Source organism: Geothrix campi, assembly GCF_024609265.1.
GTDB classification, from domain to species: domain Bacteria; phylum Acidobacteriota; class Holophagae; order Holophagales; family Holophagaceae; genus Geothrix; species Geothrix campi.
The window spans coordinates 1,045,439-1,069,054 of record NZ_JANHMP010000001.1 but is presented as its reverse complement, the minus strand read 5'-3'; the positions used below and the strand labels follow the sequence as shown (position 1 = coordinate 1,069,054).

Annotated in this window: 22 protein-coding genes and 2 tRNA genes; 18 read left to right on the top strand and 6 right to left on the bottom strand. The window is 66.3% G+C overall.

Going from position 1 to position 23,616, the window contains the following annotated elements:
* Positions 1–266: 266 nt before the first annotated feature.
* The 10 genes from NOV65_RS04985 (at position 267) to NOV65_RS04940 (ending at position 6,501) form a co-directional block, all read left to right on the top strand.
* Complete coding sequence (locus tag NOV65_RS04985; protein ID WP_257304839.1) at positions 267–1,028, top strand: BON domain-containing protein; 762 nt, start codon at positions 267–269, stop codon at positions 1,026–1,028.
* 64 nt (positions 1,029–1,092) lie between these two features.
* The gene (locus NOV65_RS04980) at positions 1,093–1,242 is read left to right on the top strand and encodes a lmo0937 family membrane protein (RefSeq protein WP_257304838.1); all 150 of its coding nucleotides are present in this window, start codon (positions 1,093–1,095) and stop codon (positions 1,240–1,242) included.
* Positions 1,243–1,253: 11 nt separating this feature from the next.
* Positions 1,254–1,541, top strand: a complete 288-nt coding sequence (locus NOV65_RS04975; protein ID WP_257304837.1) for a sll1863 family stress response protein — start codon at positions 1,254–1,256, stop codon at positions 1,539–1,541.
* 66 nt (positions 1,542–1,607) lie between these two features.
* Complete coding sequence (gene dps / locus NOV65_RS04970; RefSeq protein WP_257304836.1) at positions 1,608–2,099, top strand: DNA starvation/stationary phase protection protein Dps; 492 nt, start codon at positions 1,608–1,610, stop codon at positions 2,097–2,099.
* 18 nt (positions 2,100–2,117) lie between these two features.
* The gene (locus NOV65_RS04965; RefSeq protein ID WP_257304835.1) at positions 2,118–2,507 is read left to right on the top strand and encodes a hypothetical protein; all 390 of its coding nucleotides are present in this window, start codon (positions 2,118–2,120) and stop codon (positions 2,505–2,507) included.
* Positions 2,508–2,517: 10 nt separating this feature from the next.
* Positions 2,518–2,799 (top strand): YtxH domain-containing protein, encoded by a 282-nt coding sequence (locus NOV65_RS04960; protein ID WP_257304834.1) that lies wholly within the window; start codon positions 2,518–2,520, stop codon positions 2,797–2,799.
* A 171-nt stretch (positions 2,800–2,970) separates the two neighbouring features.
* Complete coding sequence (locus tag NOV65_RS04955) at positions 2,971–3,804, top strand: alpha/beta fold hydrolase (RefSeq protein ID WP_257304833.1); 834 nt, start codon at positions 2,971–2,973, stop codon at positions 3,802–3,804.
* A gap of 62 nt (positions 3,805–3,866) precedes the next feature.
* The gene (locus tag NOV65_RS04950; protein ID WP_257304831.1) at positions 3,867–4,424 is read left to right on the top strand and encodes a DUF1003 domain-containing protein; all 558 of its coding nucleotides are present in this window, start codon (positions 3,867–3,869) and stop codon (positions 4,422–4,424) included.
* An 89-nt stretch (positions 4,425–4,513) separates the two neighbouring features.
* A complete protein-coding gene (cls, locus tag NOV65_RS04945) occupies positions 4,514–5,866 on the top strand; it encodes a cardiolipin synthase (RefSeq protein WP_257304830.1) in 1,353 nt (450 codons plus the stop codon).
* Between the two features lie 224 nt (positions 5,867–6,090).
* Positions 6,091–6,501 (top strand): hypothetical protein, encoded by a 411-nt coding sequence (locus tag NOV65_RS04940; RefSeq protein WP_257304828.1) that lies wholly within the window; start codon positions 6,091–6,093, stop codon positions 6,499–6,501.
* A gap of 311 nt (positions 6,502–6,812) precedes the next feature.
* On the opposite strand, the gene NOV65_RS04935 is transcribed toward NOV65_RS04940, so the two are convergent.
* The 3 genes from NOV65_RS04935 to NOV65_RS04925 form a co-directional block, all read right to left on the bottom strand.
* Positions 6,813–6,903 (bottom strand) — tRNA-Ser (locus NOV65_RS04935).
* Positions 6,904–6,979: 76 nt separating this feature from the next.
* A complete protein-coding gene (locus NOV65_RS04930; protein WP_257304827.1) occupies positions 6,980–8,428 on the bottom strand; it encodes an aminoacyl-histidine dipeptidase in 1,449 nt (482 codons plus the stop codon).
* Between the two features lie 156 nt (positions 8,429–8,584).
* Positions 8,585–8,674: transfer RNA gene (locus NOV65_RS04925), tRNA-Ser, on the bottom strand.
* 54 nt (positions 8,675–8,728) lie between these two features.
* On the opposite strand from NOV65_RS04925, the gene NOV65_RS04920 reads away from it, so the two are divergent.
* The 4 genes from NOV65_RS04920 to NOV65_RS04905 all read left to right on the top strand — a co-directional run bounded on the left by NOV65_RS04920 (position 8,729) and on the right by NOV65_RS04905 (position 14,755).
* Positions 8,729–9,811, top strand: coding sequence for a DUF2891 domain-containing protein (locus tag NOV65_RS04920; RefSeq protein WP_257304826.1), 1,083 nt, complete (start codon positions 8,729–8,731; stop codon positions 9,809–9,811).
* Between the two features lie 214 nt (positions 9,812–10,025).
* Complete coding sequence (locus NOV65_RS04915) at positions 10,026–11,480, top strand: hypothetical protein (protein ID WP_257304825.1); 1,455 nt, start codon at positions 10,026–10,028, stop codon at positions 11,478–11,480.
* Between the two features lie 39 nt (positions 11,481–11,519).
* Positions 11,520–13,607, top strand: coding sequence for a hypothetical protein (locus tag NOV65_RS04910; protein ID WP_257304823.1), 2,088 nt, complete (start codon positions 11,520–11,522; stop codon positions 13,605–13,607).
* An 11-nt stretch (positions 13,608–13,618) separates the two neighbouring features.
* Positions 13,619–14,755 carry a PKD domain-containing protein gene (locus NOV65_RS04905; RefSeq protein WP_257304822.1) on the top strand — a complete coding sequence of 379 codons (1,137 nt, stop codon included), beginning with the start codon at positions 13,619–13,621 and terminating at the stop codon, positions 14,753–14,755.
* 9 nt (positions 14,756–14,764) lie between these two features.
* Here NOV65_RS04905 and tadA read toward each other — a convergent pair whose 3' ends face one another.
* The gene (gene tadA, locus NOV65_RS04900) at positions 14,765–15,220 is read right to left on the bottom strand and encodes a tRNA adenosine(34) deaminase TadA (protein ID WP_257304821.1); all 456 of its coding nucleotides are present in this window, start codon (positions 15,218–15,220) and stop codon (positions 14,765–14,767) included.
* Positions 15,221–15,423: 203 nt separating this feature from the next.
* Here tadA and carA point away from each other — a divergent pair, with 203 nt between their 5' ends.
* Positions 15,424–16,506, top strand: coding sequence for a glutamine-hydrolyzing carbamoyl-phosphate synthase small subunit (gene carA, locus NOV65_RS04895; protein ID WP_257304820.1), 1,083 nt, complete (start codon positions 15,424–15,426; stop codon positions 16,504–16,506).
* On the top strand, positions 16,499–19,708 hold the full coding sequence (carB, locus tag NOV65_RS04890; protein WP_257304819.1) for a carbamoyl-phosphate synthase large subunit: 3,210 nt from the start codon (positions 16,499–16,501) through the stop codon (positions 19,706–19,708). The genes carA and carB overlap by 8 nt, the downstream gene beginning before the upstream one ends.
* A gap of 63 nt (positions 19,709–19,771) precedes the next feature.
* Here the strand turns inward: carB and NOV65_RS04885 are convergent, their stop codons facing one another.
* Positions 19,772–20,638, bottom strand: a complete 867-nt coding sequence (locus NOV65_RS04885; RefSeq protein ID WP_257304815.1) for a tetratricopeptide repeat protein — start codon at positions 20,636–20,638, stop codon at positions 19,772–19,774.
* A gap of 462 nt (positions 20,639–21,100) precedes the next feature.
* Between NOV65_RS04885 and NOV65_RS04880 the strand changes: the two genes are divergently transcribed.
* Positions 21,101–21,511, top strand: coding sequence for a CoA-binding protein (locus tag NOV65_RS04880; RefSeq protein WP_257304814.1), 411 nt, complete (start codon positions 21,101–21,103; stop codon positions 21,509–21,511).
* 80 nt (positions 21,512–21,591) lie between these two features.
* On the opposite strand, the gene NOV65_RS04875 is transcribed toward NOV65_RS04880, so the two are convergent.
* Positions 21,592–22,626 carry a hypothetical protein gene (locus NOV65_RS04875; protein WP_257304812.1) on the bottom strand — a complete coding sequence of 345 codons (1,035 nt, stop codon included), beginning with the start codon at positions 22,624–22,626 and terminating at the stop codon, positions 21,592–21,594.
* Between the two features lie 51 nt (positions 22,627–22,677).
* Between NOV65_RS04875 and NOV65_RS04870 the strand changes: the two genes are divergently transcribed.
* Complete coding sequence (locus NOV65_RS04870; protein ID WP_257304811.1) at positions 22,678–23,577, top strand: ACP S-malonyltransferase; 900 nt, start codon at positions 22,678–22,680, stop codon at positions 23,575–23,577.
* The last annotated feature ends 39 nt before the right edge of the window (positions 23,578–23,616 follow it).

Sequence of the window (23,616 nt, the reverse complement as noted above, 5' to 3'; positions counted from 1 at the left end):
CCCACCTTGAGGTCTCGAGAGGCAATTGTTCGACGGGTCGTGTTCTGGACCGCCATGCTGACGGGCCTCGCACCGGTGGGCTCCCATTCGGATGGCGGCCGAGAGCTTCGTGAGGACGAGGCGCTCCGTCTACAGCACGACCCCGAGGGGCAGCAGGGAAACCACCGGGTCAACCTCTTCATCAACTTCCCCAACACCACCAAACGCAAGAAAAAGGCCGCGGCCTTTCAACCAGTAGCCCCAAGGGGCAGAAAAGAGAGAGCAACATGCGACACATCAAGCTAGATATCCACGCCGCCCTCCTGGCCTCTTCAGCACTGATCATGGTCGGCCTGCCCCTCCAGGCCGCTGACCAGGACCATCGCATCGAGGCCTCCGCCAAGAGCAGCTACAACTTCAAGACCTACCTGAAGGACGACCATATCAAGGTCCAGTCTTCAAACGGCGTGGTCACTCTGACCGGCACCGTCGCCCACGACTACCACAAGTCCCTGGCCCAGGACACCGTCAGCGGGTTGCCCGGCGTCAAGAGTGTGGACAATCAGCTCACGGTCGTCGGCGACCAGCCCTCGGAACATTCAGACGGCTGGATGACCATGAAAGTGAAAGGTGTCCTGGCCTTCCATCGGAATGTCAGTGCCACAGCCACTGAAGTGAAGACGGAGAATGGCGTCGTCACCCTTACCGGCAAGGCCGATTCCGAAGCCCAGAAGCAGCTCACCGGCGAATATGCCAAGGATGTGGAGGGCGTCACGGAGGTTCGCAACAACCTCGTCGTCACGAAGGGCGCCCATCGGACGCTGGGGGAGAAGGTGGATGACACCTCCATCACGGCCCAGGTCAAGTCGGCCCTGTTGTTCCACAAGTCCACCCATGCCCTGGCCACCAAAGTGGTCACCAAGAACGGTGTGGTGACCCTGCACGGGGAGGCCAAAAACGCCGCTGAGCGGGATCTAGTGTCCAAGCTCGCCGAGGACATCAATGGCGTGAAGCGCGTGGTCAACCAGATGACCGTCAAGCCGTCCTGAACCTTCATCCCCGGCCCGCTGATGCTTTCAGCGGGCCGGGGTTCATGACCTCACAGGAGGAACCATGTTGTGGACCATTGCAGTTGTCTTGATCGTCCTCTGGGCCCTTGGCCTCGTCAGCGCGTACACGATGGGTGGCTTCATCCACATCCTGCTGGTCCTCGCCATCATTGTCGTTCTCGTCCGGGCCATCCAGGGTCGGAAGATCCTCTGAAAGGGGCCTCTATGCTCCAGAATCGCTGGCTCTACGAAAGCAAACTCGAGGCTCAGTTGGCACGATGGAAGGCCGGCATCGCTGTCTTCAGGGCCGAAGCCAGGCCTGTGGGAATCGATGACGCGGTTCGGTTCGACCAGTCCATCGACGCCCTGCAGCATCAACTCGATATGGCCAACCATCACCTGAGCAGCTTGAGGGGCGCCAGCGATGAGGCCTGGCAGAACGTGAAGGTAAGCACCGAGAGAAGCTGGATGAATTTCACAGCGATCGTTCAGGATCCTGCCTTCAAATACTGATCTGCACCGCCAGTCGTTGGCCATGGGGGGCCCAGCCAGCCCGGATGATCTTCCAAGGAGCTAGACATGAGCAAACATCCCGCAATCGCAGAACACATCATGTTCGACGAGAAGACCACCGCGGAATTGGTGGCCCTGCTGAACCAGGCCTTGGCGGACACGCTCGATCTGGCCTATCAGACCAAACAGGCCCACTGGAATGTGAAGGGCTACAACTTCTATAGCCTCCACCTGCTGTTCGATAGTCTCCACAGCCAGTTGGCCACCCATGTGGATGACTTTGCCGAACGGGCCGTCACGATCGGCGGACAGGCCCTGGGCACTGTCCGGGTGGCAGGAGCTGTCTCCCAACTCGACGAATATCCCTTGGATGCCAAGAGCAGCAGGATTCACGTCGATGCCCTGGTGGATCGCTTTGGGGAATACACCAGCCGAGTCCGCCAGGCCATCCGGAAAGCAGAGAAGCTGGGCGACCAGGACACAGCGGATCTCTACACATCCGTGAGCCGCGCCATGGACAAGGCCCTTTGGATGCTATCCGCCCATCAGGAAGCCTGATCACCCATGGAGGCGCCCATGCCCATCGCACTCGAAATCACGCTCATTCTGGTCCTGATCGCCCTCGCGGTCGGCTTGGTGCCTCTGCTCATCCAGCTGCGCCGGACGGCCCAGGGCCTGGACCTGTTTCTCCTCTCCACAAGCAAGGATCTGGCCCAGATCGCGGAAGATGTGCACGCCTCCCGGTTGCGCATGGATCACCTGGCGGGCTCCCTCACCGATTCCCTGGGCGGGTTCTCAACCTTCGCCAAATCGATCGGGGAAGTGGGGGCCACCGTGAAGGAATGGCATACCCACTTTCGCAGCACCATCGAGTCGGCTTCCAGGAACATCGGAGGCCTCATCGGAGGGATCAGCGCCGCGCTGGCCTTCCTCAAGAGCAAGTCAACCGCCCACGAACCTGAATAGGACAAAGACCATGACCACGACCGAATCCAAGACTTCCTCCTACGGCCCCATGTTGCTGACTTTCCTCGCCGGTGCCGCTGTCGGCGCGGTGGTGGTGGCCCTGACCACACCCAAGACCGGCCCCGAACTTCGCGGAGATCTGAAGGACCTCGCCAACCGCGCGAAGCGCAGAACAGGGGAGTTGGCCGACGATGCAAGCGAGGCCTGGGACGGCCTGAAGGGCCGGACTGCGCTTGCTGCCAGCGATCTGAAGCGTGGCGTGACCGACGCGGCCAACGACCTGCGCGGCTGACCGATCGGAGGTTCTGCCCATGGATCTTCGCCACCCGTGTCGGGAGGCGCGGGCTGAGCCCGACCAGCCCATGTCGCTGCCTGACCTGCCAGGGCATTCCCCTTGAAAGATCTCACGGAGCATCCAAGAATCCATGGCCTCCCGTGCGGGGGTGACTGAAGGGAAGGCAACATGTTCAAAGACATCAATGGCATCCGGATCGCCTATACGGATGAGGGGGAGGGCACTCCTCTGCTCTTCGTCCATGGCTTTCCCCTCAACCGGGCCACCTGGTCCAAGCAGGTGGCGTTCTTCAAGGCAAACTACCGGGTAGTCGCACCGGATCTGCGGGGCCTGGGCGAAAGCGCGTCTGGGCCAGGACCGGTCTCCATGAGCCGGTTCGCCGAGGATCTCCATGCCCTGATGCAGCGTCTGTCCACGGGGCCGGTCGTCCTCGTGGGCCATTCCATGGGCGGCTATGTGGCGCTCGCCTTCGCCACGGCGTATCCCAACGCGTTGCGCGGATTGGTGCTGGTGGGCACGAAGGCCGGCAAGGATGCACCCGAAGTTGCCGCCGCACGCCGGGCCACTGCTGAAAAGGTGCGAACGGATGGCGTTTCGACGGTAGTGGATGCCATGGCGCCCAAGATGCTCTCTGCGAGCAATGAGGATCCGGCCATGGCCGCATCCGTCCACGGCTTCATGGCCTCTTCCAAGCCGGATGGGGTCATGGGGGCTCTGTGGGGCATGGCTGATCGGCCGGATGCGAGCGCTCGACTCGGCCAGATCCGGGTTCCCACCCTTGTGATCACCAGCGCTGATGACACGGTCATTCCGCCCAGTGAATCGGCAGTCTTGGCTGGTTCCATACCCGGCGCCCAGCTCCGTGTCATCCCCCAGGCGGGCCATCTCGTGGCCTTCGAACGTGCCGATGCCTTCAATGAGGCCTTGAAGGACTGGCTTGATTCCGGAAGCGCCGTCTCCGGGCCCAGAGGGGCCATGTCGGTCAGCCACCAGCCGGGTTGAACCTTCCCTAGCCACAGGAGACCGGTCTGTGAGCCAACCGAAGGATTCCCCAGGGAGACACCATGCGCGAACCCCATGAGATCGCGGCCAAGCTGCTGGGCACGCCCTTCGAAGCCCTGGACGAGCGGACGCAGAAAGTGGCGCGGCATGTGGCCGGGCGAAGGCACATCACGCGGAACATCACGAAGGAAGTCGATGCCGGCAGCACCGTCGGCCAGCGTGCCGCGGATGCCGTGGCTTCCTTCGGGGGATCCTGGATCTTCGTCGGGCTCTTCGCCGGCACCATGGTCGTCTGGGTCGGGCTCAACGCGTTCCTCCTCATGAACCGCGGCAAAACGTTTGATCCGTACCCCTACATCCTCCTCAACCTCTTCCTCTCCATGCTGGCTGCCATACAGGCCCCGGTGATCCTCATGTCCCAGAACCGCCAATCGGAGAAGGACCGGATCCACGCCGAACACGACTACGAAGTGAACCTCAAGGCCGAGTTGGACATCATGCTGCTGCACGAAAAAATGGACCTGCTCCGGGAGACGCAGTGGGAGGAACTGCTGGCCATCCAGAAGGAACAGCTCAAGCTTCTGGCCCAGCTGGGCCCCGGGAAGACAACCTCCTCGTGAGCACCCATCCTTTCCAGGCGCACGCTGTTTCCCGGTGGCTCTCCCATCCACGGCACCGGCCGCACGATTGGGCGCGAGCATGGGAGTGGGTGGGCCTCACCCTCGCGTGCCTTCTCGCCTCGGCTTGTGCACGCCTGCCTGAAGTGAACTACCTGAAGGCGCCCCTCAATGCACCGGTGACACCGCGCGTTGTCGATGGCCAGGGAACCCTCAGCCACGAGGAGGCTTCGTCCCTGCTCACCAAGCGCCTCGGCCATTCCAAGGTGGATGCCAAGACGCTGGCCGGGCTCGAGGAGGCTGCCACAGGGCGGCCCCTCATCGCGGGGAACAAGGTCACCCTCCTCTTCGACGGCCCAAAGACCATCTCCGCGATGACGGCTGCGGTATCGGGTGCCAAGGACTCCATCAACCTGGAGACCTACATCTTCGATCAGGACCCCCTGGGCTTGACGTTCGCGGATCGGCTCATCGCCAAGCAGAAGGAAGGCGTCCAGGTCAGCATCATCTACGATTGCGTCGGCACACTGGGGACCCCGCAGGCCTTTTTCGACCGCATGCAGGAAGCGGGCATCCGCCTTCTCCCTTTCCATCCCGTGAGCCCTCTCCACCGCCCCTGGAACTGGCAGATCAACAACCGTGACCACCGGAAGATCCTGGTGGTGGATGGCAAGGTGGCTTTCGCGGGTGGCGTGAACATCACGGCGGCCTATTCCCGCAGCTCGCTGTTCCGGTCTCCACCCCAGGGCACCGCTCCAGCGGGGTGGCGGGATACCCACATCCAGATCGAGGGTCCGGCCGTCGCCGCCTTGCAATGGATGTTCCTGGACAACTGGGCCAGCCAGAAAGAGGGAGACCTGCCCGAGAGAGACTACTTCCCTGCGCTACCACCCGTGGGAGACAAGGTCCTGCGGGTTCTCAGGAGCGAGCCGGGAAGCAACCACGAAATCTTCAAGGCCTATTTCCTGGCCATCCAGGGCGCCACGAAATCCATCCACATCACCGCGGCCTATTTCATCCCGGATGTCCAGATCCTGAAGGCGCTCCTGGAGGCGGCCAGACGTGGCGTGGACGTGAAGATCATTCTGCCCAAGGCCTCCGACAGCTGGCTCACCACCCATGCCCGGCGTTCCTTCTACACCGAGATGCTGCGGGCGGGCATCAAGGTTCATGAACTGAGGGGCTCGGTGTTGCATGCCAAGACCGCCGTCATCGACGGTAGCTGGTCCACGGTCGGCTCCACCAACATGGATATGCGGAGCTTCCTCCACAACAAGGAGGTCAACGTGGTCGTCATGGGGGACGGCTTCGGGCGGGAGATGGAAGATGCCTTCGGTGAAGATCTGAAGGATTCCAACGAGATCACCCTCGCGCAATGGAAGCATCGCCCGGTAGGCCAGCGATTCACCGAGTGGTTTGCGAGGCTCCTCGCCTACTGGCTTTGAGGTGAGGTGAAGCCGGTTCCCATCGGGTACATCAACTGATCGAATTGATGGAGCCAAGACATCAGCATGATGGGGCCCACCCATGGCCGCCCCTTGAGCGGGGTCCTAAGCGCCTTTGCTGGCAGCGGGTAATGCTCTGGCATGGCATCTGCAAGTTCAGTGCGTGGTCGAGGAGGCCCCTCATGCAAAGACATTTGGCAAGACTGGTTCTACCCGCAGCGCTCATGGCGGTCGGTTGGGTTCCCGCCAGCGCCCAGATCCGCGTAGGCCTGGATTTCGGTGCAGTCCGTATCCGTATCGCCCCCGAGGCGCCACCGCCACCCCAAGTGGAGGTCCGCATGTCGCGGCCCAGCGGGAACTATGTCTGGATCAATGGCTACTGGGATCGCCAGGACGATCGCTGGGCCTGGGCCCCGGGACGTTGGGAAGAGCCCGTCCGCGGTTCAAGCTGGGTCAGGCCGCAGTACCGACACGAGGGCGAAGCCTATCGCTACGAGCCGGGACACTGGTCTCATCAGAGAATGGAGGAAGGCGAGGACTACAGCCGCTGGCGGCAGGAACATGGCCGGGGATCAGGTGGGCGCGGTCACCATGGGCGGGGTCACGAGCGGGATGATGGCCACCGGAACGACTGATCCCTTCCGACAGCCCCCCAGGCTGTCTCCAGGGGCCGCTAGCTGCCAGCATTTCAGTGACTTCGACCCCCCCCCACTTTCCGCCAAACAAGTGCGCCCGCCGATGGGTGAGGCGGAACGATTCTGGGGGATTCCCTCCGGGGCCACCGCTGCGCGGCGTCCCCTCCGGCCGCACGAAATGCTGGCACGCGGCTGATCCCTTCCGACAGCCCCCCGGGCTGTCCCCAGGGGCCGCTACCTGCCAGCATTTCAGTGACTTCGAATCCCCCACTCTCCGCCAAACAAGTGCGCCCGCCGATGGCGGGCGCTTTTGGCGGAGAGTGGGGGATTCGAACCCCCGAACGGCTTTTGACCGTTACACGATTTCCAATCGTGCTCCTTCAGCCACTCGGACAACTCTCCCGTGGCTCCGCGCGGAGGCGGAAGCAGCAAGGTTATCACGGCCCCTGGCTCTGGCCAAGGGCCGTGATCGGCAGGGCTACACGGCCTCGAGGACAGCGGCCAGCAGCTTCCAGAAGTTGCCCACGGAGGGCACGCTCACATGCTCATCGGGAGTGTGGACGTCCCACATGCTGGGACCGAAGGACACCATCTCCATCTCGGTGTACTTCTCGCCGATGAGGCCGCATTCCAGGCCGGCATGGATGGCCATGATCTCCAGCGGCTTGCCGAACACCTTCTGGTTGGTCTCGTTGACGATGCGGACCAGCGAGGCCTTGGGCTCGGGCTTCCAGCCGGGGTACCCGCCGGTGACGTGGGACTCGAACCCGCCCAGGGCGCAGGTGGCGGCGATGCGCTCGGACAGGGCCGCCCTCGAGGCGTTGATGGAGCTGCGGGTGAGGAGGTTCACTTCCACCTCATCCTCGCGGGTCTCGATCACGCCCATGTTCGTGGAGGTCTGCACCAGTCCCGGAATGTCCGGGCTCATGGCCTCGACGCCGTGGGGCAGGGCCAGCAACAGGCGGATCAGGGCATCGGTGTCGGCGCTGGACATGACCTGGGTGGCTTCCCCGGCTTCCAGAGCCAGGTGGAGGCCGGGATCGTGGGCACCGAGGGCAGCACGCCAGTGCGCTTCATGCTCCGCCAGGGCCGTCCTGAAGGCCTGCTCCTGCGCGGGATCCAGGAAGATCTGGGCCGAGGCCTCACGGGGGATGGCGTTGCGCTTGTTGCCACCCTTGATGGCGGCCAGGCTGAACGCGAAGGCCGGCTTCAGGGTGCCCAGGACCTGGGCGAGGATGCGGATGGCATTGCCCCGGCCGGCGTGGATGTCGATGCCGGAGTGGCCGCCCCGGAGGCCGAACACCTTCAGCCGGAAGGCCTTGGTGCCAGTGGGCGCGGCCGTGCGGGTGAGCTTGCGGGTCACGATGGTGTCCTCGCCGCCGGCGCACCCGATGGTGAGGTAGCCCTCCTCCTCGCTATCGAGGTTGAGGAGGAACTTCGCCTGGAGGCGGCCGGGCTGGAGCCCGTTGGCGCCGGTGAGGCCGGTTTCCTCGTCGATGGTGATCAGAGCCTCGATAGGGCCATGGGCGATGTCCTTGCTGGCGAGCACCGCCAGGGCCGCGGCCACGCCGATGCCGTTGTCGGCGCCAAGCGTCGTGCCCTTGGCCCGGAGCAGGTCTCCGTCCTTCCAGACCTTGATGGGATCCTTCAGGAAGTCGTGGCCGGTGCCCTCGTTCTGCTCGCAGACCATGTCCACGTGGGCCTGGAGGCAGACGGTGGGCCGGCCTTCCTTCCCCGGCGTGGCCTTCTTCCGGATGATCACATTGCCGACTTCGTCGCGCTCCACCTCGCAACCCAGAGCTTTGGCCTGATCCGCCACCCAGGCCGCGGCTGCGGCCTCGTTCTTGGACCCGCGGGGGATCTTCGACAATTCAAGGAAATAGGACCAGAACGTTTTCGGTTCAAGGGATTCGAGCAGTGCGTCCACAAAACCTCCGTATGCCCGGCCAGTCAGCCGGGGCGGTTCCGTCAACTGTACCGGCCGGCCGGTGGCCCGGGACGTGACAGGGATCACGGTGTGACACGATTTTCCAATCGTGCCTCCGCGGGCAATGCAGTGCGCCCCGCAGGGCGGGGCGCAAGGTGGCGGAGAGAGAGGGATTCGAACCCCCGAACAGGTTTCCCCGTCTCCGCATTTCGAGTGCGGTGCCATCAACCACTCGGCCATCTCTCCGGGACGCTCATTCTAGCAAACCGCCCGCTAGAATCCAGCATCCGGGAGGCGGTGATGGCTGCAAGGGCTTGGATGCTGGGGCTGGTGCTGGCGGGAGTCGCCCTGACGGCCCAGGAGGCTGACCTGGCGTTGACGGACGCGGCGGCGGACCGCTTCGCCGCGCTGGCGCTGAAATGCGCGCGGCAGGAGTACCCGAACAAGCTGGATCACGTGATGAACGGGGCAGAGGAGGTGAAGTCCCCGAAGGCGCTGCACCCGGCGTTCTACGGCTGTTTCGACTGGCACTCCTCGGTCCACGGGCACTGGATGCTGGTGCGCCTGCTGCGCACTCATCCCGGCATGGCCAGGGCCGCAGAGATTCGCGCGGTCCTGGATGAGAACCTGACGCCCGACCGCATCGCCGCCGAGGTGGCCTACTTCGGCCAGTCCGGGCGCCGGAGCTTCGAGCGCACCTATGGCTGGGCCTGGCTGCTCAAGCTGACGGCGGAGCTGAGGTCCTGGGATGCACCCGAGGCCCGGCGCTGGTCCGCCGCCCTGCAGCCGCTCGCCGACCGGGTCTCCGCGGCCTTCCTTGATTTCCTGCCGAAGCAGACCTATCCGATCCGCACCGGCGTGCATCCCAATTCGGCCTTCAGCCTGGATCTGGCGTTGGACTACGCGCGGGTCGCCAAGGACACCCGGCTGGAGGCGGCGATCCTGGACCGTGCCCTCAGCTGGTTCGGGAAGGACCGCCACGGGCCCCTCGCGTGGGAGCCGGGCGGGGAGGATTTCCTGTCGCCCTGCCTGGAAGAGGTCGCCCTCATGGCCCGCCTGCTGCCCCGGGACCGGTTCCACCGCTGGCTGGACGGCTTCCTGCCCGGCCTGCCGGGCACGCTGGCCCCCGCGACGGTCTCGGACCGGACAGACCCCAAGATCGTCCATCTGGATGGTCTGAACTTGAGCCGCGCCCGGGCTTTGTACGATCTGGCCCGGACCTTCGGACCGAAGGACCCCCGGCGGGCGGCCCTGATCCGCTGCGCCGACCGGCACGCCCGGGCCTCGCTACCCAATCTGGCCACCGGCAGCTACGAAGGGGAGCATTGGCTGGCCACCTTTGCCGTCCGCATGCTCGAGGCCAGGGGCACCGGTATCAGATAGATATCCCGAATGTGAAAAGATAACTTTAAGGTCGTCTACAATTTAGACTCGTGAAAAATACCATTCAAACCCTTGACTCACGGTCTCCTTCGCACGACCATCGGCAGGCATTGCCTGACATTGAGATGCAAGGTTAACGCCCGCAGAGAGTCCGCCGGTTCGGGTTTACCGATCCCTTCGACGGCTCCCCCGGGCCCTGCCGAGGGAGGTTTTCGTGAAATTTCGACATTATTCCATCGCCACCATGGCGCTCGTGAGCGTGTTCCCGCTCGCCACTCCGCTCCAGGCCTGCTGCGACGACTTCTGGAGCTGCGTCGGCGCCGTGGCCTCGGGGGGTCTCACCTGTGCGCTCGAAAGCCTGATCAACAGCATCAACTCCCTCATCCAGAACGTCGGGCGATTGGTGTCGACCCTGGGACAGCAGGCTGCCGATGTCGTCAACCTCGCCAAGGCGGAGTTGAACGGTGCCGCCGGGGATCTGCGCAACCTGGCCGGCCAGGCCGAAGGGGATTTCAACGCCGCGGTCCAGCTGGCCCAATCTGTAGTCAATGAGGGCAGTCGGCCGCAGGTGATGGCTCCCCATGTGGTGACCGGGGCCATGGCCCCGGTCGGTGGCGCGGGAGCGCGGGCCGGAGTGGCGGGCGTCCAGCCTCCGGGAGTCCGCCCCGCGGCGGCCACGCCGAAACCCGTGGCCGCGGGTACGGCCGCAACGGGCTCCATGGCCCGAATCGATCTCCCGGCCGAACCCCAGGAGGTGCAGGATGCCCTCCGGAGGGCCAAGGAGGCCATCGACGCCCTGCGCCCCGACGTGACCCAGCCCATCAATCAGGTTCGCCAGTTCGCCACTCAGGCGGAGCAGCAGGCGGCCTCCGCCGCCTCCTCCGCCGCGAACATCGCCCAGACCGCCCTGCTGGCCCCGCTTCAGACGCTGGGCAACATGCTCACGGATCTGGTGAACCATCCCGAGCGCATCTTCGATCCGAGCCGGATCGTGGATGACGCCATCACCCAGATCACCACCCAGGCCATCACCACCATGACCCAGGTGCATGACGCGGTGATGTCGCAGGCCAAAGCCACCCTCGATCAGGCGCAGCGGCCCATCCAGGACGCCCTGGACCGCGCCGCCGTGGCGAAGAAGATCGCCGACGCCATGCAGAAGGTCCAGCGCGCGAAGACGAAGTCCTCCTGTGATGCGCTTAACGCCCTGATCCCGCGCCAGCGTCTGGATGTGCGCGCCTTTACCCTCCATGTGGCCGGGGCTGCGCCCGCTCCGGGGATCATGGCCCTGAACCTGAACCAGCATAAGACCATGGCCATGGCGCCCTTCAACCGGACGGCGGCCTCGCGCTTGACCGCCAAGACCGTCGGCACCCAGATGGGCGCCAAGCTGAAGGGTCCCTGGCAGGAGTTCAAGCGCATCCAGGCCACAGCCCCCAAGGTGGACCCCGCGGCGAAGCCCCGGGTGGACGCCGAGATCTCCCGCCGCTTTGCCGGGAAGTCGGGGGCCGAGGCGGAGGCCGAGAGGCGGGCTCTGCTGAACGAGGCCCGCACGCGGTTCGCCAAGGATCCGGCGCTGCTCCGGAAAGTCGAAGCCATGCTCGACGGTGACCCGGTCATCAAGGGCCACCTCGGGGGCCCGCGCGGTCTCGCCGCGCGTGAGCAGTAGGACCTTGCCCAGGGTTTCCCCCCTGTCTGGGAGGCATGCTTGATCGACCGTTCTCTGCGGGCCTTCACCCTGGCCGCCACCGCCGCTTGCATCGCGGTGGCGGCCGAGGATGGATTCGAACTGAAGCCGCCTTCGGCACCCGGCGGACCCCTCCAGGGGACCGCCACGGCGCCTGCGGGAACGGAATGGGTGGTGGTCTTCTACCGCGTCGCGGGAGAGGAGGAGTTCTCCAGCTTCAACCTGGATGCCGGTCCCGATGGGGTCTCCTATGCCGGCCAGCTGCTGGCCACGGTTCCCAGCGGGGCGAAGCTTGAATACTACGCAGCTCTGCGCACGCCCTCCGGCATCAAGTACCTGCCCAAGGAGGCACCCGCCGCCTTTGCCAGCCTGCAGATGCCGGGCACGCTCGCGGCGCCCGCGACCGGGACGGGCGCCGCCCAGGCCCAGGCGGGTCAGGCGCCGCCGGTGCTCATGGGCCCGGATACGGGGGCCGGCACAGGCTCGGTCCCGGGTGGGCAGCCCCCAGTCCATGGCCCCATCTATGTCGACGGTGCCTATGAACGGGTGGCCCATCACCAGAATCCGGTACCCGGCGAGCCGCGGAATCTGGCGTCGGGCCAGATCCGGTTCGCCTATCAGAAGGACGAGGCGGGCCAGCAGGTGCTGCTGAACGCCCGGGTGGTCTATACCAACCAGCCCTTCGGAGGCCAGACGCGCTGGAGCCTGGGCGACCTCCAGGCGGCCTACGCGGTCGATGGTCACAAGGTCCAGCTGGGTGACATGGTCGTCCAGGAATCCGAGTTCACCCTGGCCGGCGCGGGGCGGCGGGGCCTGGATTACGCCTATGCCGGACAGCCGCTGGGGGCCCACCTCTTCGCGCTCAACACCCAGGCACACTCGGGAACCGAGGGCCTGGTCTGGCCCGTGAAGGGCAGTGAGGTCTACGGCGGGTCCCTGGGTTACGGGTGGCTCAATGGCAACCTCCGGGCCAAAGTGGTCTTCCTTTCGGGGAAGGACGACCCCGCCACCGCCATGAACCTGGTGTCCGCCTACGCGCCCACCGTGCGGGACGGGTCCACGGGGGCCCTGGTCCTGGACGGACGATTCTTTGACAGCCGGCTGGCCTTGTCCGGAGAGTACGCCCGCAGCCTCTTCACCAAGGATCTGCTGAACGAGGCCTCCCACTTCAGCGACCAGGCCTGGCGTCTGAGCGGCTTCTGGGCCGATGGACCCTTCACTGCCCAATTGGGCTACCACGATGTGGGCCGGGACTTCGGCACCGTGGGCGTGGCCTTCTTCGTCGGCGATCGCCGCACCCTGAACGGCAGCGTCGGCTTCAACCGGGCGACCTGGAGCCTCAGCGCCACCGCCATCGACGAGCGCACCAACCCCACCGGACAGCCAGGCCTGGACCAGGCATGGAACCAGTCCGAGAGCCTGGATGCGCGGGTGGGGCTCACCCAGACCCTGTTCTGGCGAGTGGGCCTCCGGCAGGCTCACCAGGAGGCCGAGCTGATCTCCAATCCGCTCATCCCCTTCAGCAACAGCAAACGCTCCGGGCTGACCACTGGGTTCGATCTGGTGCTGCCGCCCGCCTCCAGCCTGGCTTTCAACGCCCAGTTCGATCGGCTCCGCTCGGAAGGGGCCAGCGACACGACGGGCAGCAGCACCACCTTCTCCCTGGGCGGGAGTCTGGCGCTGGGCCAGCGGGTGCGGCTATCCCCGAACCTGAGCTGGTCCCGCACCCTCAGCGATCCCGGCGACCAGAAGACCACCATGGAGAACGCCTTCCTGAATGCCGATGTGGCCCTGATCCCCGGCATTCTGGGCTTCCTCCTGAACGGCGGCATCTCCCGGACCGTGCTCGTCACCGGCGAGGTCATGGAGAACTCCGTGGCCGAGGGCACTTTGCGCTTCTTCCTGGATACCTTCCTCAAGGGCCGTGGCCGGGCGAGCCTGGGCCTCAAGGGCCGCTACACCCATACTCCCAGCCTGATGGCCCCGCCCCTGGCCGGGACCGGCACGGGAGGAACGGGTACGGGGGGAACCACCCCAGGAGCGCCGGTGGCAGTCGTCATTCCGGGGAACGACAACACGGTCTCCATTCTCCTGAACATCTCGTACTGAGGAGCAGCCCCATGCGAACCCTCCTCATCACCCTCACCCTTTTCTGCGCTCTTGCACTTCGGGCCCAGGGGACGATCACGGTCACCCCGGGTGTCCCGGTCGCCGGGGCACCCGCCACTTTTGTGCTTTCCCCGACCTACCCCCCCGTCGGGCCCGTCTCCTGGGATTTCGGAGACCAGACCCAGCCCCTCAGCGGCGGGATCGTGGCCTCCCATGTCTATGCGCGGACGGGTTCCTACACGGTGCGTGCGTCGTATCCCTACGCCGCGGGCGCGGGGCTTCCAGCCACCGTCCAGGTACCGATCCTCGTGGCGACCCGCCTGGGTCCCTCGGCTCCGTTCACCATCTCCATGCTGCGCCTGCGGTGGGAGGATGGCCGCGTGGACAGGTCGGTGGAGCAGGGCTTCAGCCCCCTGGCGGTGTTTGCTGATCTGAAGTTCGAGGGCACGGGGATCCTCCAGGCCCAGTGGGTGGTGGATGGCATCCCCCTGGGCACCTTTGCGACGCAGCTGGCCTTCGCAGGGACGGTCACGTTGGATTCCCGCAGCATGCTCCCGCTCCCCACCACGGCTCTTGGGGAACACTGGGTCACCCTGAGGATCCTCTCCCCACAGGTGTACGTTGAACCGCCCCAGATCCGCTACTTCGTGAAGCTGGGTGGTGAAGAAGCCCCCCAGGTCGATGAGGTGGTCCCCACGGTGGTACGTCCCGGCGAGGAGACCGAACTGCGGATCCGCGGGCGCCGCTTGGCCCCCGGGATGGTCGTATCCTTCGGCAAGGACATCGCCCTGGTGGCGCCCCTCCGGTTTCCCGAACCCGGCTGGGCCATCGCCAAGGTCTTCGTGGCCCCCACGGCCCATCCCGGATTCCGCGAGGCCCAGGCCTTCAGCAAGGCCGGGCGGAGCCGTGGTCCGGCCAGGCTGGAGGTGCTGCCCAGGTCCATGCGCGCCTCAGCGACCACCAGCCCGACCCCGATTCACCCGTCGCCCCTGGTGGCCTTTCTCTGGTCCGAGGGGGAGGGCGTGACGCGCCCCAGCCTGCTCAGGGCGCTGACGGCCGCGTTCTTCCCTGCGGAGGAAGGCTATTCCGCCGGGGACGTCCCCAACCTGTTCCTGGTCTCGTCCCCAGAGCCGCTCCCGGAGCGTTGACCCACAGCGCTAGGCGCGCCGCCGCCGAAAGAAGGCCTGGAGCTGCTCCCGGCACTCAGGCTCCAGCAGGCCGCCCTCGAACGTGAACCGATGGTTCAGGGCCGCGCCATCGAGCGTGTCCAGCCAGCGGCTGACGCCGACCTTGGGATCCGGGGCGCCGAACACCACCCGGCCCACGCGAGCGTGGATCAAGGCGCCGAAGCACATGAGGCAGGGCTCCAGCGTCACGTAGAGCGTGGCCCCCGTGAGTCGATAGTTCTTCGCCCAGGCCCCAGCGCTGCGCAGGGCCTGGATCTCCGCATGGGCCGTGGGGTCGTTCAGCTTCACCGGGTGGTTGTGGCCACGGCCCAGCAGGGCACCTTCAGACACCAGCACGGCGCCCACGGGCACCTCGTCCAGGCGATCCGCCTTCTCGGCCTCCTCGAGGGCGAGCTTCATGAAGTAGATGTCGTCGCCGCTCCACATGGATCCAGTGTGGCCGAAACCGTGTCGTCTACTTCGGAAACAAAGGAGCAGTATGGCTGAAAAGCCCTTGAACAAAAAGGCTGATCCTCGGTTTTGAGGGTCGCTACACTCACTTTGGTCCTTCGGACCGATGTCATTCTCACGACCCCGCGGTGGCCTGGCCCCCGCGGGGTTTTTGCAGAGCCGCCGAGCGGGGGACGCACATGCAAGCGCACCTGATCCTGAAGGACGGGACCATTTTCCGGGGGCGCGCGCCGTTGGGTTTCGGCGGGGGCGGCGAGGCGGTGTTCACCACGGCCATGGCCGGCTACCAGGAGATCCTCACGGATCCCAGCTTCGCGGGGCAGATGGTCTGCATGACCTTTCCGGAGCAGGGCATCTACGGCATCCACGCCGACCTCAATGAAGGCACGCGGCCCTGGGCCACGGGCCTGCTCTGCCGCCGCCTCACCTTCGCGCCGGACCACACCCGCTCCGAGGGCGACCTGGCGGGCTGGCTCAAGCGCCATCACATCCCCGTGATGACCGACCTCGACACACGGGCCCTCACTCAGCACCTGCGCGACCAGGGCTCCCAGCCTTCCCTCATCTGGACCGAGCTGGACGGCAGCCTGGATGCCGGCGTGGCCAAGGCCAGGGCCCTGCCGGACATGACCGGCCAGGCCTTCTGCGCCGAAGTGAGCTGCAAGGAGCGCTACGAGCTGAACCCCGGCGGCGCCTTCCGCGTGGCGGTGCTGGATGGCGGCATCAAGCTGAGCATCCTGAGGCAACTGGAGGCCGTGGGCCTGCACCTGGAGGTCTTTCCCTGGGACGCTCCGGCTACGGAGCTGGCCGCCAAGCGCTTCCACGGCCTCTTCCTCAGCAACGGTCCCGGCGATCCCGCGGCGCTGCCCGGCATGCAGAAGGAAGTGGAAGCCTGCATCGGGAAGCTGCCCATCTTCGGCATCTGCCTGGGCCACCAGCTGCTGGGCCAGGCCTTCGGCGGCCGCACCTTCAAGCTCAAGTTCGGCCACCGCGGCGCCAACCAGCCCGTGCATGACCTCATGACCGGCCGCATCGAGATCACGGCCCAGAACCACGGCTTTGCCGTGGACGAGGCCAGCCTGCCGAAGGAGATCGAGGTCACCCACAAGCACCTCAGCGACGGCACCGTCGAGGGCCTGCGGCACACCAAGCTGCCGATCTTCTCCCTGCAGCACCATCCGGAGGCGTCACCGGGCCCCCATGACGCCCATCCGGCGTTCCAGCGCTTCGTCGCCATGCTCCAGGAGGTCCACCATGCCTAAGCGGACGGATCTGAAGAGCGTGCTGGTGCTGGGCTCGGGGCCCATCCAGATCGGGCAGGCCTGCGAGTTCGACTACTCGGGGACCCAGGCGCTGAAGGCCCTGCGGGAGGAGGGCATTCGAACGATTCTTCTCAATTCGAACCCGGCCTCGATCATGACGGACCCAGGCCGGGCCGACGCCACCTACATCGAGCCGCTCACGCTGGCGGTGCTGGAGAAGGTCATCGAGGCCGAGCAGCCCGACGCCATCCTGCCCACCGTAGGCGGTCAGACGGCCCTCAACCTCGCCATGGAGGCCCACGAAAGCGGGCTGCTGGAGCGCACGGGCGTCATGCTCATCGGCGCCCAGCCCGAGGCCATCAACCGCGGCGAGGACCGTCAGCTCTTCAAGGCCCTCATGGACGACCTGGGCCTGGAGACCTGCCGTGGCGGCTTCGCCCACAACATGGGCGAGGCCCGCGACCTGCTCAAGCTCACGGGCTTCCCCGCCATCATCCGCCCCAGCTTCACCCTGGGCGGCAGCGGCGGCGGCATCGCCTACAACGTGGACGAATTCGAGACCATCGTGGCGCGCGGCCTGGACCTGAGCCCCACCAAGCAGGTGCTCATCGAGGAGAGCATCCTGGGCTGGAAGGAGTTCGAGCTGGAGGTGGTGCGCGACCTCGACGACAACGTCGAAGTGATCTGCTCCATCGAGAACCTGGACCCCATGGGCATCCACACCGGCGACAGCATCACGGTCGCGCCCGCGCTCACCCTCACGGACCCCGAGTACCAGCGCATGCGCGACGCGGCCCTGGCCGTCATCCGCGCCGTGGGCGTGGAGACGGGCGGCTCCAATATCCAGTTCGCGCTGGAGCCCGAGACCAGCCGCATCATCGTCATCGAGATGAACCCCCGCGTGAGCCGCAGCTCCGCGCTGGCGTCCAAAGCCACCGGCTTCCCCATCGCCTGGGTGGCGACGAAGTTGGCCCTGGGCTACCGGCTCTGGGAGCTGCCCAACGCCATCACCCACATGACCAAGGCGGCCTTCGAACCGGTGCTGGATTACGTGGTGGTGAAGATTCCCCGCTTCACCTTCGAGAAATTCCCGCAGGCCGAGAAGGTGCTGGGCACCCAGATGAAGAGCGTGGGCGAGGTCATGAGCCTTGGCCGCAGCTTCCAGGAGGCCCTGCAGAAGGCCGTGCGCTCGCTGGAGGAAGGCCACAGGGGCATCTCCGGCGCCCTGGAGGGCAAGCTGGATCTGGGCCGCCTCAAGGAACACCTGCTCATTCCCGGGCCCCAGCGCATCTTCTGGGTCTACCACGCGCTGAAGGCCGGCCACAGCGTGGAGGAGCTGCACCGTCTCACGAAGATCACACCCTGGTTCCTGCGCGAGATCGAGGAGATCGTGGTGCTGGAGGGCCGCCTCCGCAGCTTCCCCGTGGACCGGCTGCCGGAGGAGCTGCTGGAGAAGGCCAAGCGCGCCGGCTTCGCGGACGACCAGATCGCCGTGTTCTGCTCGGGCACGGAAGCCGAAGTCGCTGCGCGACGGGCCTCGTTGGGGCTCCATCCCGCCTACAAGCGGGTGGACACCTGCGCCGGCGAGTTCCAGGCCGAGACGCCCTACCTCTACGGCACCTGGGAGGACCACAGCGAAGCGGAACCCACGGACCGCCCCAAGGCCATCGTGCTGGGCAGCGGCCCCAACCGCATCGGCCAGGGCGTGGAGTTCGACTGCTGCTGCGTGCAGGCGGTGGAGGCCATCCGCGCCAGCGGGGTGGAGGCCATCCTCATCAACTGCAACCCCGAGACTGTCAGCACGGATTTCGACACCAGCGACCGCCTCTACTTCGAACCGCTGACCTACGAGCACGTGAAGGCCGTGGTCGACCGCGAGGCCGCCGGCGGCAAGCTCCTGGGCGTCTTCGCCCAGTTCGGGGGACAGACGCCCCTGAAGCTGGCTGGACCCCTGCACGCCGCGGGGGTGAAGCTGTTGGGCACACCGCTCAACGCGATCCTCGACGCCGAGGACCGCGAGCGGTTCGGTCAGGCCCTCAGGCGCCTGGACATCCCGGCGCCGGCCTGGGGCATGGCCACCAGCTACGAGCAGGCCAAGGACATCGCCCAGCGGCTGGCCTACCCCGTGATGGTGCGTCCCAGCTTCGTGCTGGGCGGCCGGGCCATGGCCGTGGTCTTCGATGATGCCGGTTTGGAGAAGTACATGCGGGAGGCCGTGGCCGTGAGCAACGACCAGCCCATCCTGCTGGACCGCTTCCTGGATGGCGCCCAGGAGCTGGACATCGACGTGGTGTGCGATGGCGAGCAGGTGGTCATCGCCGGCCTGCTGGCCCACATCGAGGAGGCGGGCATCCACAGCGGCGACAGCTACGCCGTGATCCCCGCCCTCGGCGTGCCCGAGGACATCCTGGAGACCGTGAAGGGCTATGCCCGGAAGCTGGCCCTGGACCTGGGCGTGCGCGGCCTCATGAATCTGCAGTTCGCCGTGAAGGACGGCATCGCCTACTGCCTGGAGGCCAACCCCCGGGCCAGCCGCACGGTGCCCTTCGTGAGCAAGGCCACGGGCATGGACTGGGCCGGCGTCGCCGCCCGCATCGGCCTGGGCCAGAGCCTGAAGCAGCAGGGCGTCACGGATGGCGTGGCCCGCGCCGTGTCGGTGAAAGGCGTGGTCTTCCCCTTCGCCAAGTTCCCGGGCGTGGACCCGGTGCTCGGCCCGGAGATGAAGAGCACCGGCGAGGTCATGGGCATCGGGGAGGGGTTCGGCGAGGCCTACGCCAAGGCCCTGCTGGCGGCGGGCATTCCCCTGCCGTTGTCGGGCACCGTGTTCCTCACGGTGAACGACAAGGACAAGACCCGCCTGCCGGAGCTGGCCCAGAAGCTCGTGGCGCTCGGCTTCGGCCTCTGTGCGACGGAAGGCACGGCCCGCACGCTGGAAGCCTCCGGACTCAAGGTCCGCAAGATCTTCAAGGTGAACGAGGGCCGGCCCAACGCGGTGGACTTGCTGAAGAACGGCGAGGTGCAGTGGGTCATCAACACGCCCCTGGGCCGCGACGCCTTCTTCGACGAGAGCGCCATCCGCCGCGAGGCCCTGCGCCTGAAGATCCCCTGCCTCACCAACCTCAGCGCCGCCCTCGCCGCCTGCGAAGCCGTCGAGACCCTGCGCGGCGAGATGAAAGTACGGGCCATCCAGTCGCTGGGGTGATTCCTGCCCGCGCCACCAGATGGGGCCGGCAGAGATTCTTCCGGCTCGATCAGGTGACGCGATCTAGGGGCGCATGTTGTAGCGGTTCAGGAACGCTTCCACGGCTCCTGGATTGGCTTTCAGCCAGGCCTCGTAATCAGGCCGGAAGGTCTCGCGGTAGCGCAGCAGGAAGATGGCTGCGTCGAGTTGACCCTCTTTCTGGAAGGTCAGGAACTGGCGAAGGATTCGATCTTTGGGCTCGGTTCCGGCTTTCTGACACGCCTCGGCATAAGCCTTCAGGCCCAGTTCCCAAAAGAAGCGCTCCTGCTGGAACCGGGTCTTGAGGATCGGAGTGTCTTTGCCTCCACCAGAACCGGCATCCACACTGATCCTGTCGAGGATGGCGCCGGCCAGGATCATCCAGACGGATTGGGCCTGGGCGTCCGCGGGGGAATCACTGAGGCTCACAGTCTGGGCCCCGTCCTTGTTCCATCCGACCATGACTCCGGGCCTGAAGGCGAGGCGCGTCATGGGGTGTTCCTCAGCCCTGCGATGCCAGGCCAGGGGCTGCCAGCTGGCGCGGTTGCCAGGGAAGACCTTGATGGCCTCGATCATGGTTGCCTCGGCCTCCTGTTTTCGCCCCAGGGCCTTCTGCGCGTCTGCGAGGTACCGCCAGGCGCGCGGGTCGGCGGGATTCAGCCGCGCTGCCTTTCGGAACCACGAGATGGCATCCTCCATCCGCTTCTCCGCGAAGTAGGCGTCCCCCATATAGAGTGCCGCCTGGGCAAAGGCCGGGCTCTCCTTGAGCGCCTTCAAATAATGGGTGCGGGCCTCGTCCCAGGCCTCTTTTCCAAAGGCCTCCTCTCCAGCGTTGAAGGCCTGGATGGCGGCTGGCGATGGATCAGGAGGTGTCGGGCGCTCCGCATCCCGCAAGTGCTGAAGCAGGAACATGGCATTCGTCGCTGCATTCCTGTCGAGTTCTTGTATGTCTAACATTGCCGTGGCGCTTTCCTCGGCGCACTCCTGGTACCAGGCGGCGGGCCATCCCTTGGATTGCTTGGCCATCTCTCGATATACCTGGGCCCGGATCCAAAGTGGTTGGGCATCTTTTGGATCGCGGGCGATGGCCAAATCCAATTGATCTAGTGCCTCACCAACCTTTCCCGCGTTCAGAAGGTCGATGGCCTTTTGAACGGGAAGAATGGGGGCCATCGGCGGGATGGCAGGCGGTGCGAGTGCCAGGATGGCGGGGGCCAGGAGTGGGAAGGGCATGTGGCGTCCGGGGAATGACTCAGGATTCCCGGAAGGTGGGACGGGGTCAACCGCCCGGGAACCGGGAAGGCTGGAGGCGGCGCATGACATTTGACGTACCGGCGAAGATCATGTCCTTTCGTCATCTAGCCGGAGGTCGTCATGTCCGCGTCCATTGAAGACCGAATCCAGTCCTTCCTGGCCTCGGGCCCCTTCGCGGTGGTGGGGGCCAGCACGGACCGCTCGAAGTACGGCAACAAGGTGCTGCGCTGCTACCAGCAGCACGGGCACGAGGTCTATCCCATCAATCCCAGGGCGCCGGAAGTGGAGGGACTGAAGGCCTACGCTTCTCTGGCTGCCTTGCCCGTGAAGGTGCCGGCCATCTCTGTGATCACGCCGCCGGCGGCCACAGAGCAGGTGGTGCGCGAGGCCGCGGCGGCGGGCGTGAAGCACATCTGGATGCAGCCCGGCGCCGAGAGCGACGAGGCCATCCGCAGGGCGGAATCGCTGGGGATGAACGTCATCGCCGGGGGGCCGTGCCTGCTGGTCGTGATGGGGTACCGCGAGAGCTGAATCTACGGCCCACATTCAGTAGGGAATTCGCTGGGCGAATTCAAAAACCATTCTTTCCTTACTGAATTTGCGCAGCGAATTCAGCCTACGCCAGGCCCAGGCTCCGCCTCACTTCCAGCCGATCCTCCTCGTGGGCCTGGATCACCTTCGGCACCTCGCTCTGCCACAGCTTCGAGAAATCGGCGAAGGAGATGGCCGGCTTCGCTTCGGCGCCAGGGGTCGAGGGTTCGGTTGAGTCCTGCGAGTACATCCCGCGGGTACCAGGTTCGGGGGTCATGGGTTTGGATCCTCAGGAGAGAAAGGTAAGCGGTCTGGAGCTGGTAGGCAACCACCGAATCGATCGGTTTCGGGCGCGCCCGCACGCAGGCGACGGCCTCATGTCCCGTCGTCATGAGGTCCGGGCCCTCGTCGGCCACCCGCACGTGGTACAGCCGCAGGGAACGGCCCGCCCGGGGGGCGAGGCCCAGGAAGGTGAATGGGGCCCAGGCGTGGGCCCGGGCCATGCGGTCCAGGGGCACGTAGCGGCCTTCCCGCTCGGAACGGGCCAGCATGGCCTTGAGGGCGCCGCCAGGGTCGCGATCTGTGTAGACGAGATGCACTTCGCTGGAGCCCGCCTGGCGGATGCGATCAAGGAGGAAGGCCACCCCGTCGGGATCGGTGTGGGGCGCGTCGAACACGGCGCCGAAGGCCGATCCCATGGCCAGCGCGTTGGTGGTCTTCCCCGTGGCCTGGCCACCCATGAAGATGATCACGGGCCCGCCCTGGGCATGGGCCAGGGCCCGGTCGCGCAGGCGCTTGCCCAGGGCGTTCAGGTGGACTGTGGCGCGCCCGGCCGGGTCCTCCAGGGCCTCATAGCCCTGGGTGGGATTCCGCCGCAGGCTGGGCAACAGGGTGGCGAGCACGTCGCCGTTCACCAGCTGGCCATCCAGGGTTCCGGGCCGGGCGGCGTAGTCGTCGAGGGCGGGGCCCGAACGGCGCGCCAGGTCCGCGGCCTCGGCCTCCAGGGCTCCCCGCAGAGCCCTGCGCTCGGCTTCGTCCAACTCCCAGTATGAGCGGCGCTGATGCCAGGGAACCTGCTGCCAGGGCAGCGGAGCCGGAGAGGGAAGGGGGGACATGGTCCCCAGACTACTGGATGGCGGGGGTTCCGGCACCCTATGCTCGGAACCATGCCCGCTCCCGCCTCCACCCTCCTGTTTCCCGGCCAGGGCACCGAGGCCGTGGGCATGTCCCAGGGGTGGGAGGCCCACGCGGCCTGGGAGGGCACCCTGCGGTCCGCCGAGGCCCACACCAGCCGCCCTCTGCGACGGGCCATGGCGGAGGGGCCGCTGGACCTGCTTCGTTCGCAACGGCTGGCGCCCTGTGCCGTCCTGGCCCACTCCGTGGGTGTCTACCGGGCCTGGCGCGCGGCGGGCATGCCTCTTCCCGCGGCTGCCGCGGGTCACAGCATGGGGTTCTATTCGGCTTTGGTAGCCGCCGAGGTGGTGCCGCTGGAGGCGGCCCTGGATCTCATTTCCGCGGTGGAGGATCTCAGTGAAGCCGCGTTTGGCGCCGGGACCATGGGCATGGCCTTCCTCATCGGCGTACCGGAATCGGATCTGCGACAGGCCCTGGCCGGCCATCCAGAGCTGGTGCTCTCCAACCGCAACGGCCAGGCCCAGTTCACGGCCTCGGGGCCGGTGCCCGCGCTGGAATCGCTGGTGCGGGAGCTTGGCCCCACCGCCCTCAAGGCGGGCCTGTTGCCGGTGCAGCATCCCCTGCACGGGCCCCACATGGGGGCGCTGCTGCCGGCCATCGCCCGGAGGCTGGCGACGGTGAAACCAGCCAATCCCGCCTTCCCGCTGATCTCCCACTTCGACGGACGCCTGCTCGGCACGGGTGCGGCGGCCTGGGACGAGGGCATCGCCTCAGTAGCCCTGCCGGTGGACTGGTTGGCGGTGGTGGCGCAATTGAAGGCCCTGGGCGCCCCTCTGGCGGAATGCGGCCATGGCCGGCAGCTGGCGGGACTGACGCGCTGGGCGGAGCGGGAGCTGGTCGTGAACTCCCTTCAAGCGCCTCCAACCCCGTAAAAAACCGCCCGCCCTACGGGGCTGCCTCTAGATCTGCCG

Coding starts and splice junctions, on each gene's coding strand:
- NOV65_RS04985 (WP_257304839.1), top strand. CDS start 267: ATGCGACACATCAAGCTAGATATCCACGCCGCCCTCCTGGCCTCTTCA.
- NOV65_RS04980 (WP_257304838.1), top strand. CDS start 1,093: ATGTTGTGGACCATTGCAGTTGTCTTGATCGTCCTCTGGGCCCTTGGC.
- NOV65_RS04975 (WP_257304837.1), top strand. CDS start 1,254: ATGCTCCAGAATCGCTGGCTCTACGAAAGCAAACTCGAGGCTCAGTTG.
- dps (WP_257304836.1), top strand. CDS start 1,608: ATGAGCAAACATCCCGCAATCGCAGAACACATCATGTTCGACGAGAAG.
- NOV65_RS04965 (WP_257304835.1), top strand. CDS start 2,118: ATGCCCATCGCACTCGAAATCACGCTCATTCTGGTCCTGATCGCCCTC.
- NOV65_RS04960 (WP_257304834.1), top strand. CDS start 2,518: ATGACCACGACCGAATCCAAGACTTCCTCCTACGGCCCCATGTTGCTG.
- NOV65_RS04955 (WP_257304833.1), top strand. CDS start 2,971: ATGTTCAAAGACATCAATGGCATCCGGATCGCCTATACGGATGAGGGG.
- NOV65_RS04950 (WP_257304831.1), top strand. CDS start 3,867: ATGCGCGAACCCCATGAGATCGCGGCCAAGCTGCTGGGCACGCCCTTC.
- NOV65_RS04940 (WP_257304828.1), top strand. CDS start 6,091: ATGGCGGTCGGTTGGGTTCCCGCCAGCGCCCAGATCCGCGTAGGCCTG.
- NOV65_RS04920 (WP_257304826.1), top strand. CDS start 8,729: ATGGCTGCAAGGGCTTGGATGCTGGGGCTGGTGCTGGCGGGAGTCGCC.
- NOV65_RS04905 (WP_257304822.1), top strand. CDS start 13,619: ATGCGAACCCTCCTCATCACCCTCACCCTTTTCTGCGCTCTTGCACTT.
- tadA (WP_257304821.1), bottom strand. CDS start 15,220: ATGTGGAGCGGCGACGACATCTACTTCATGAAGCTCGCCCTCGAGGAG.
- carA (WP_257304820.1), top strand. CDS start 15,424: ATGCAAGCGCACCTGATCCTGAAGGACGGGACCATTTTCCGGGGGCGC.
- carB (WP_257304819.1), top strand. CDS start 16,499: ATGCCTAAGCGGACGGATCTGAAGAGCGTGCTGGTGCTGGGCTCGGGG.
- NOV65_RS04885 (WP_257304815.1), bottom strand. CDS start 20,638: ATGTTCCTGCTTCAGCACTTGCGGGATGCGGAGCGCCCGACACCTCCT.
- NOV65_RS04880 (WP_257304814.1), top strand. CDS start 21,101: ATGTCCGCGTCCATTGAAGACCGAATCCAGTCCTTCCTGGCCTCGGGC.
- NOV65_RS04875 (WP_257304812.1), bottom strand. CDS start 22,626: ATGTCCCCCCTTCCCTCTCCGGCTCCGCTGCCCTGGCAGCAGGTTCCC.
- NOV65_RS04870 (WP_257304811.1), top strand. CDS start 22,678: ATGCCCGCTCCCGCCTCCACCCTCCTGTTTCCCGGCCAGGGCACCGAG.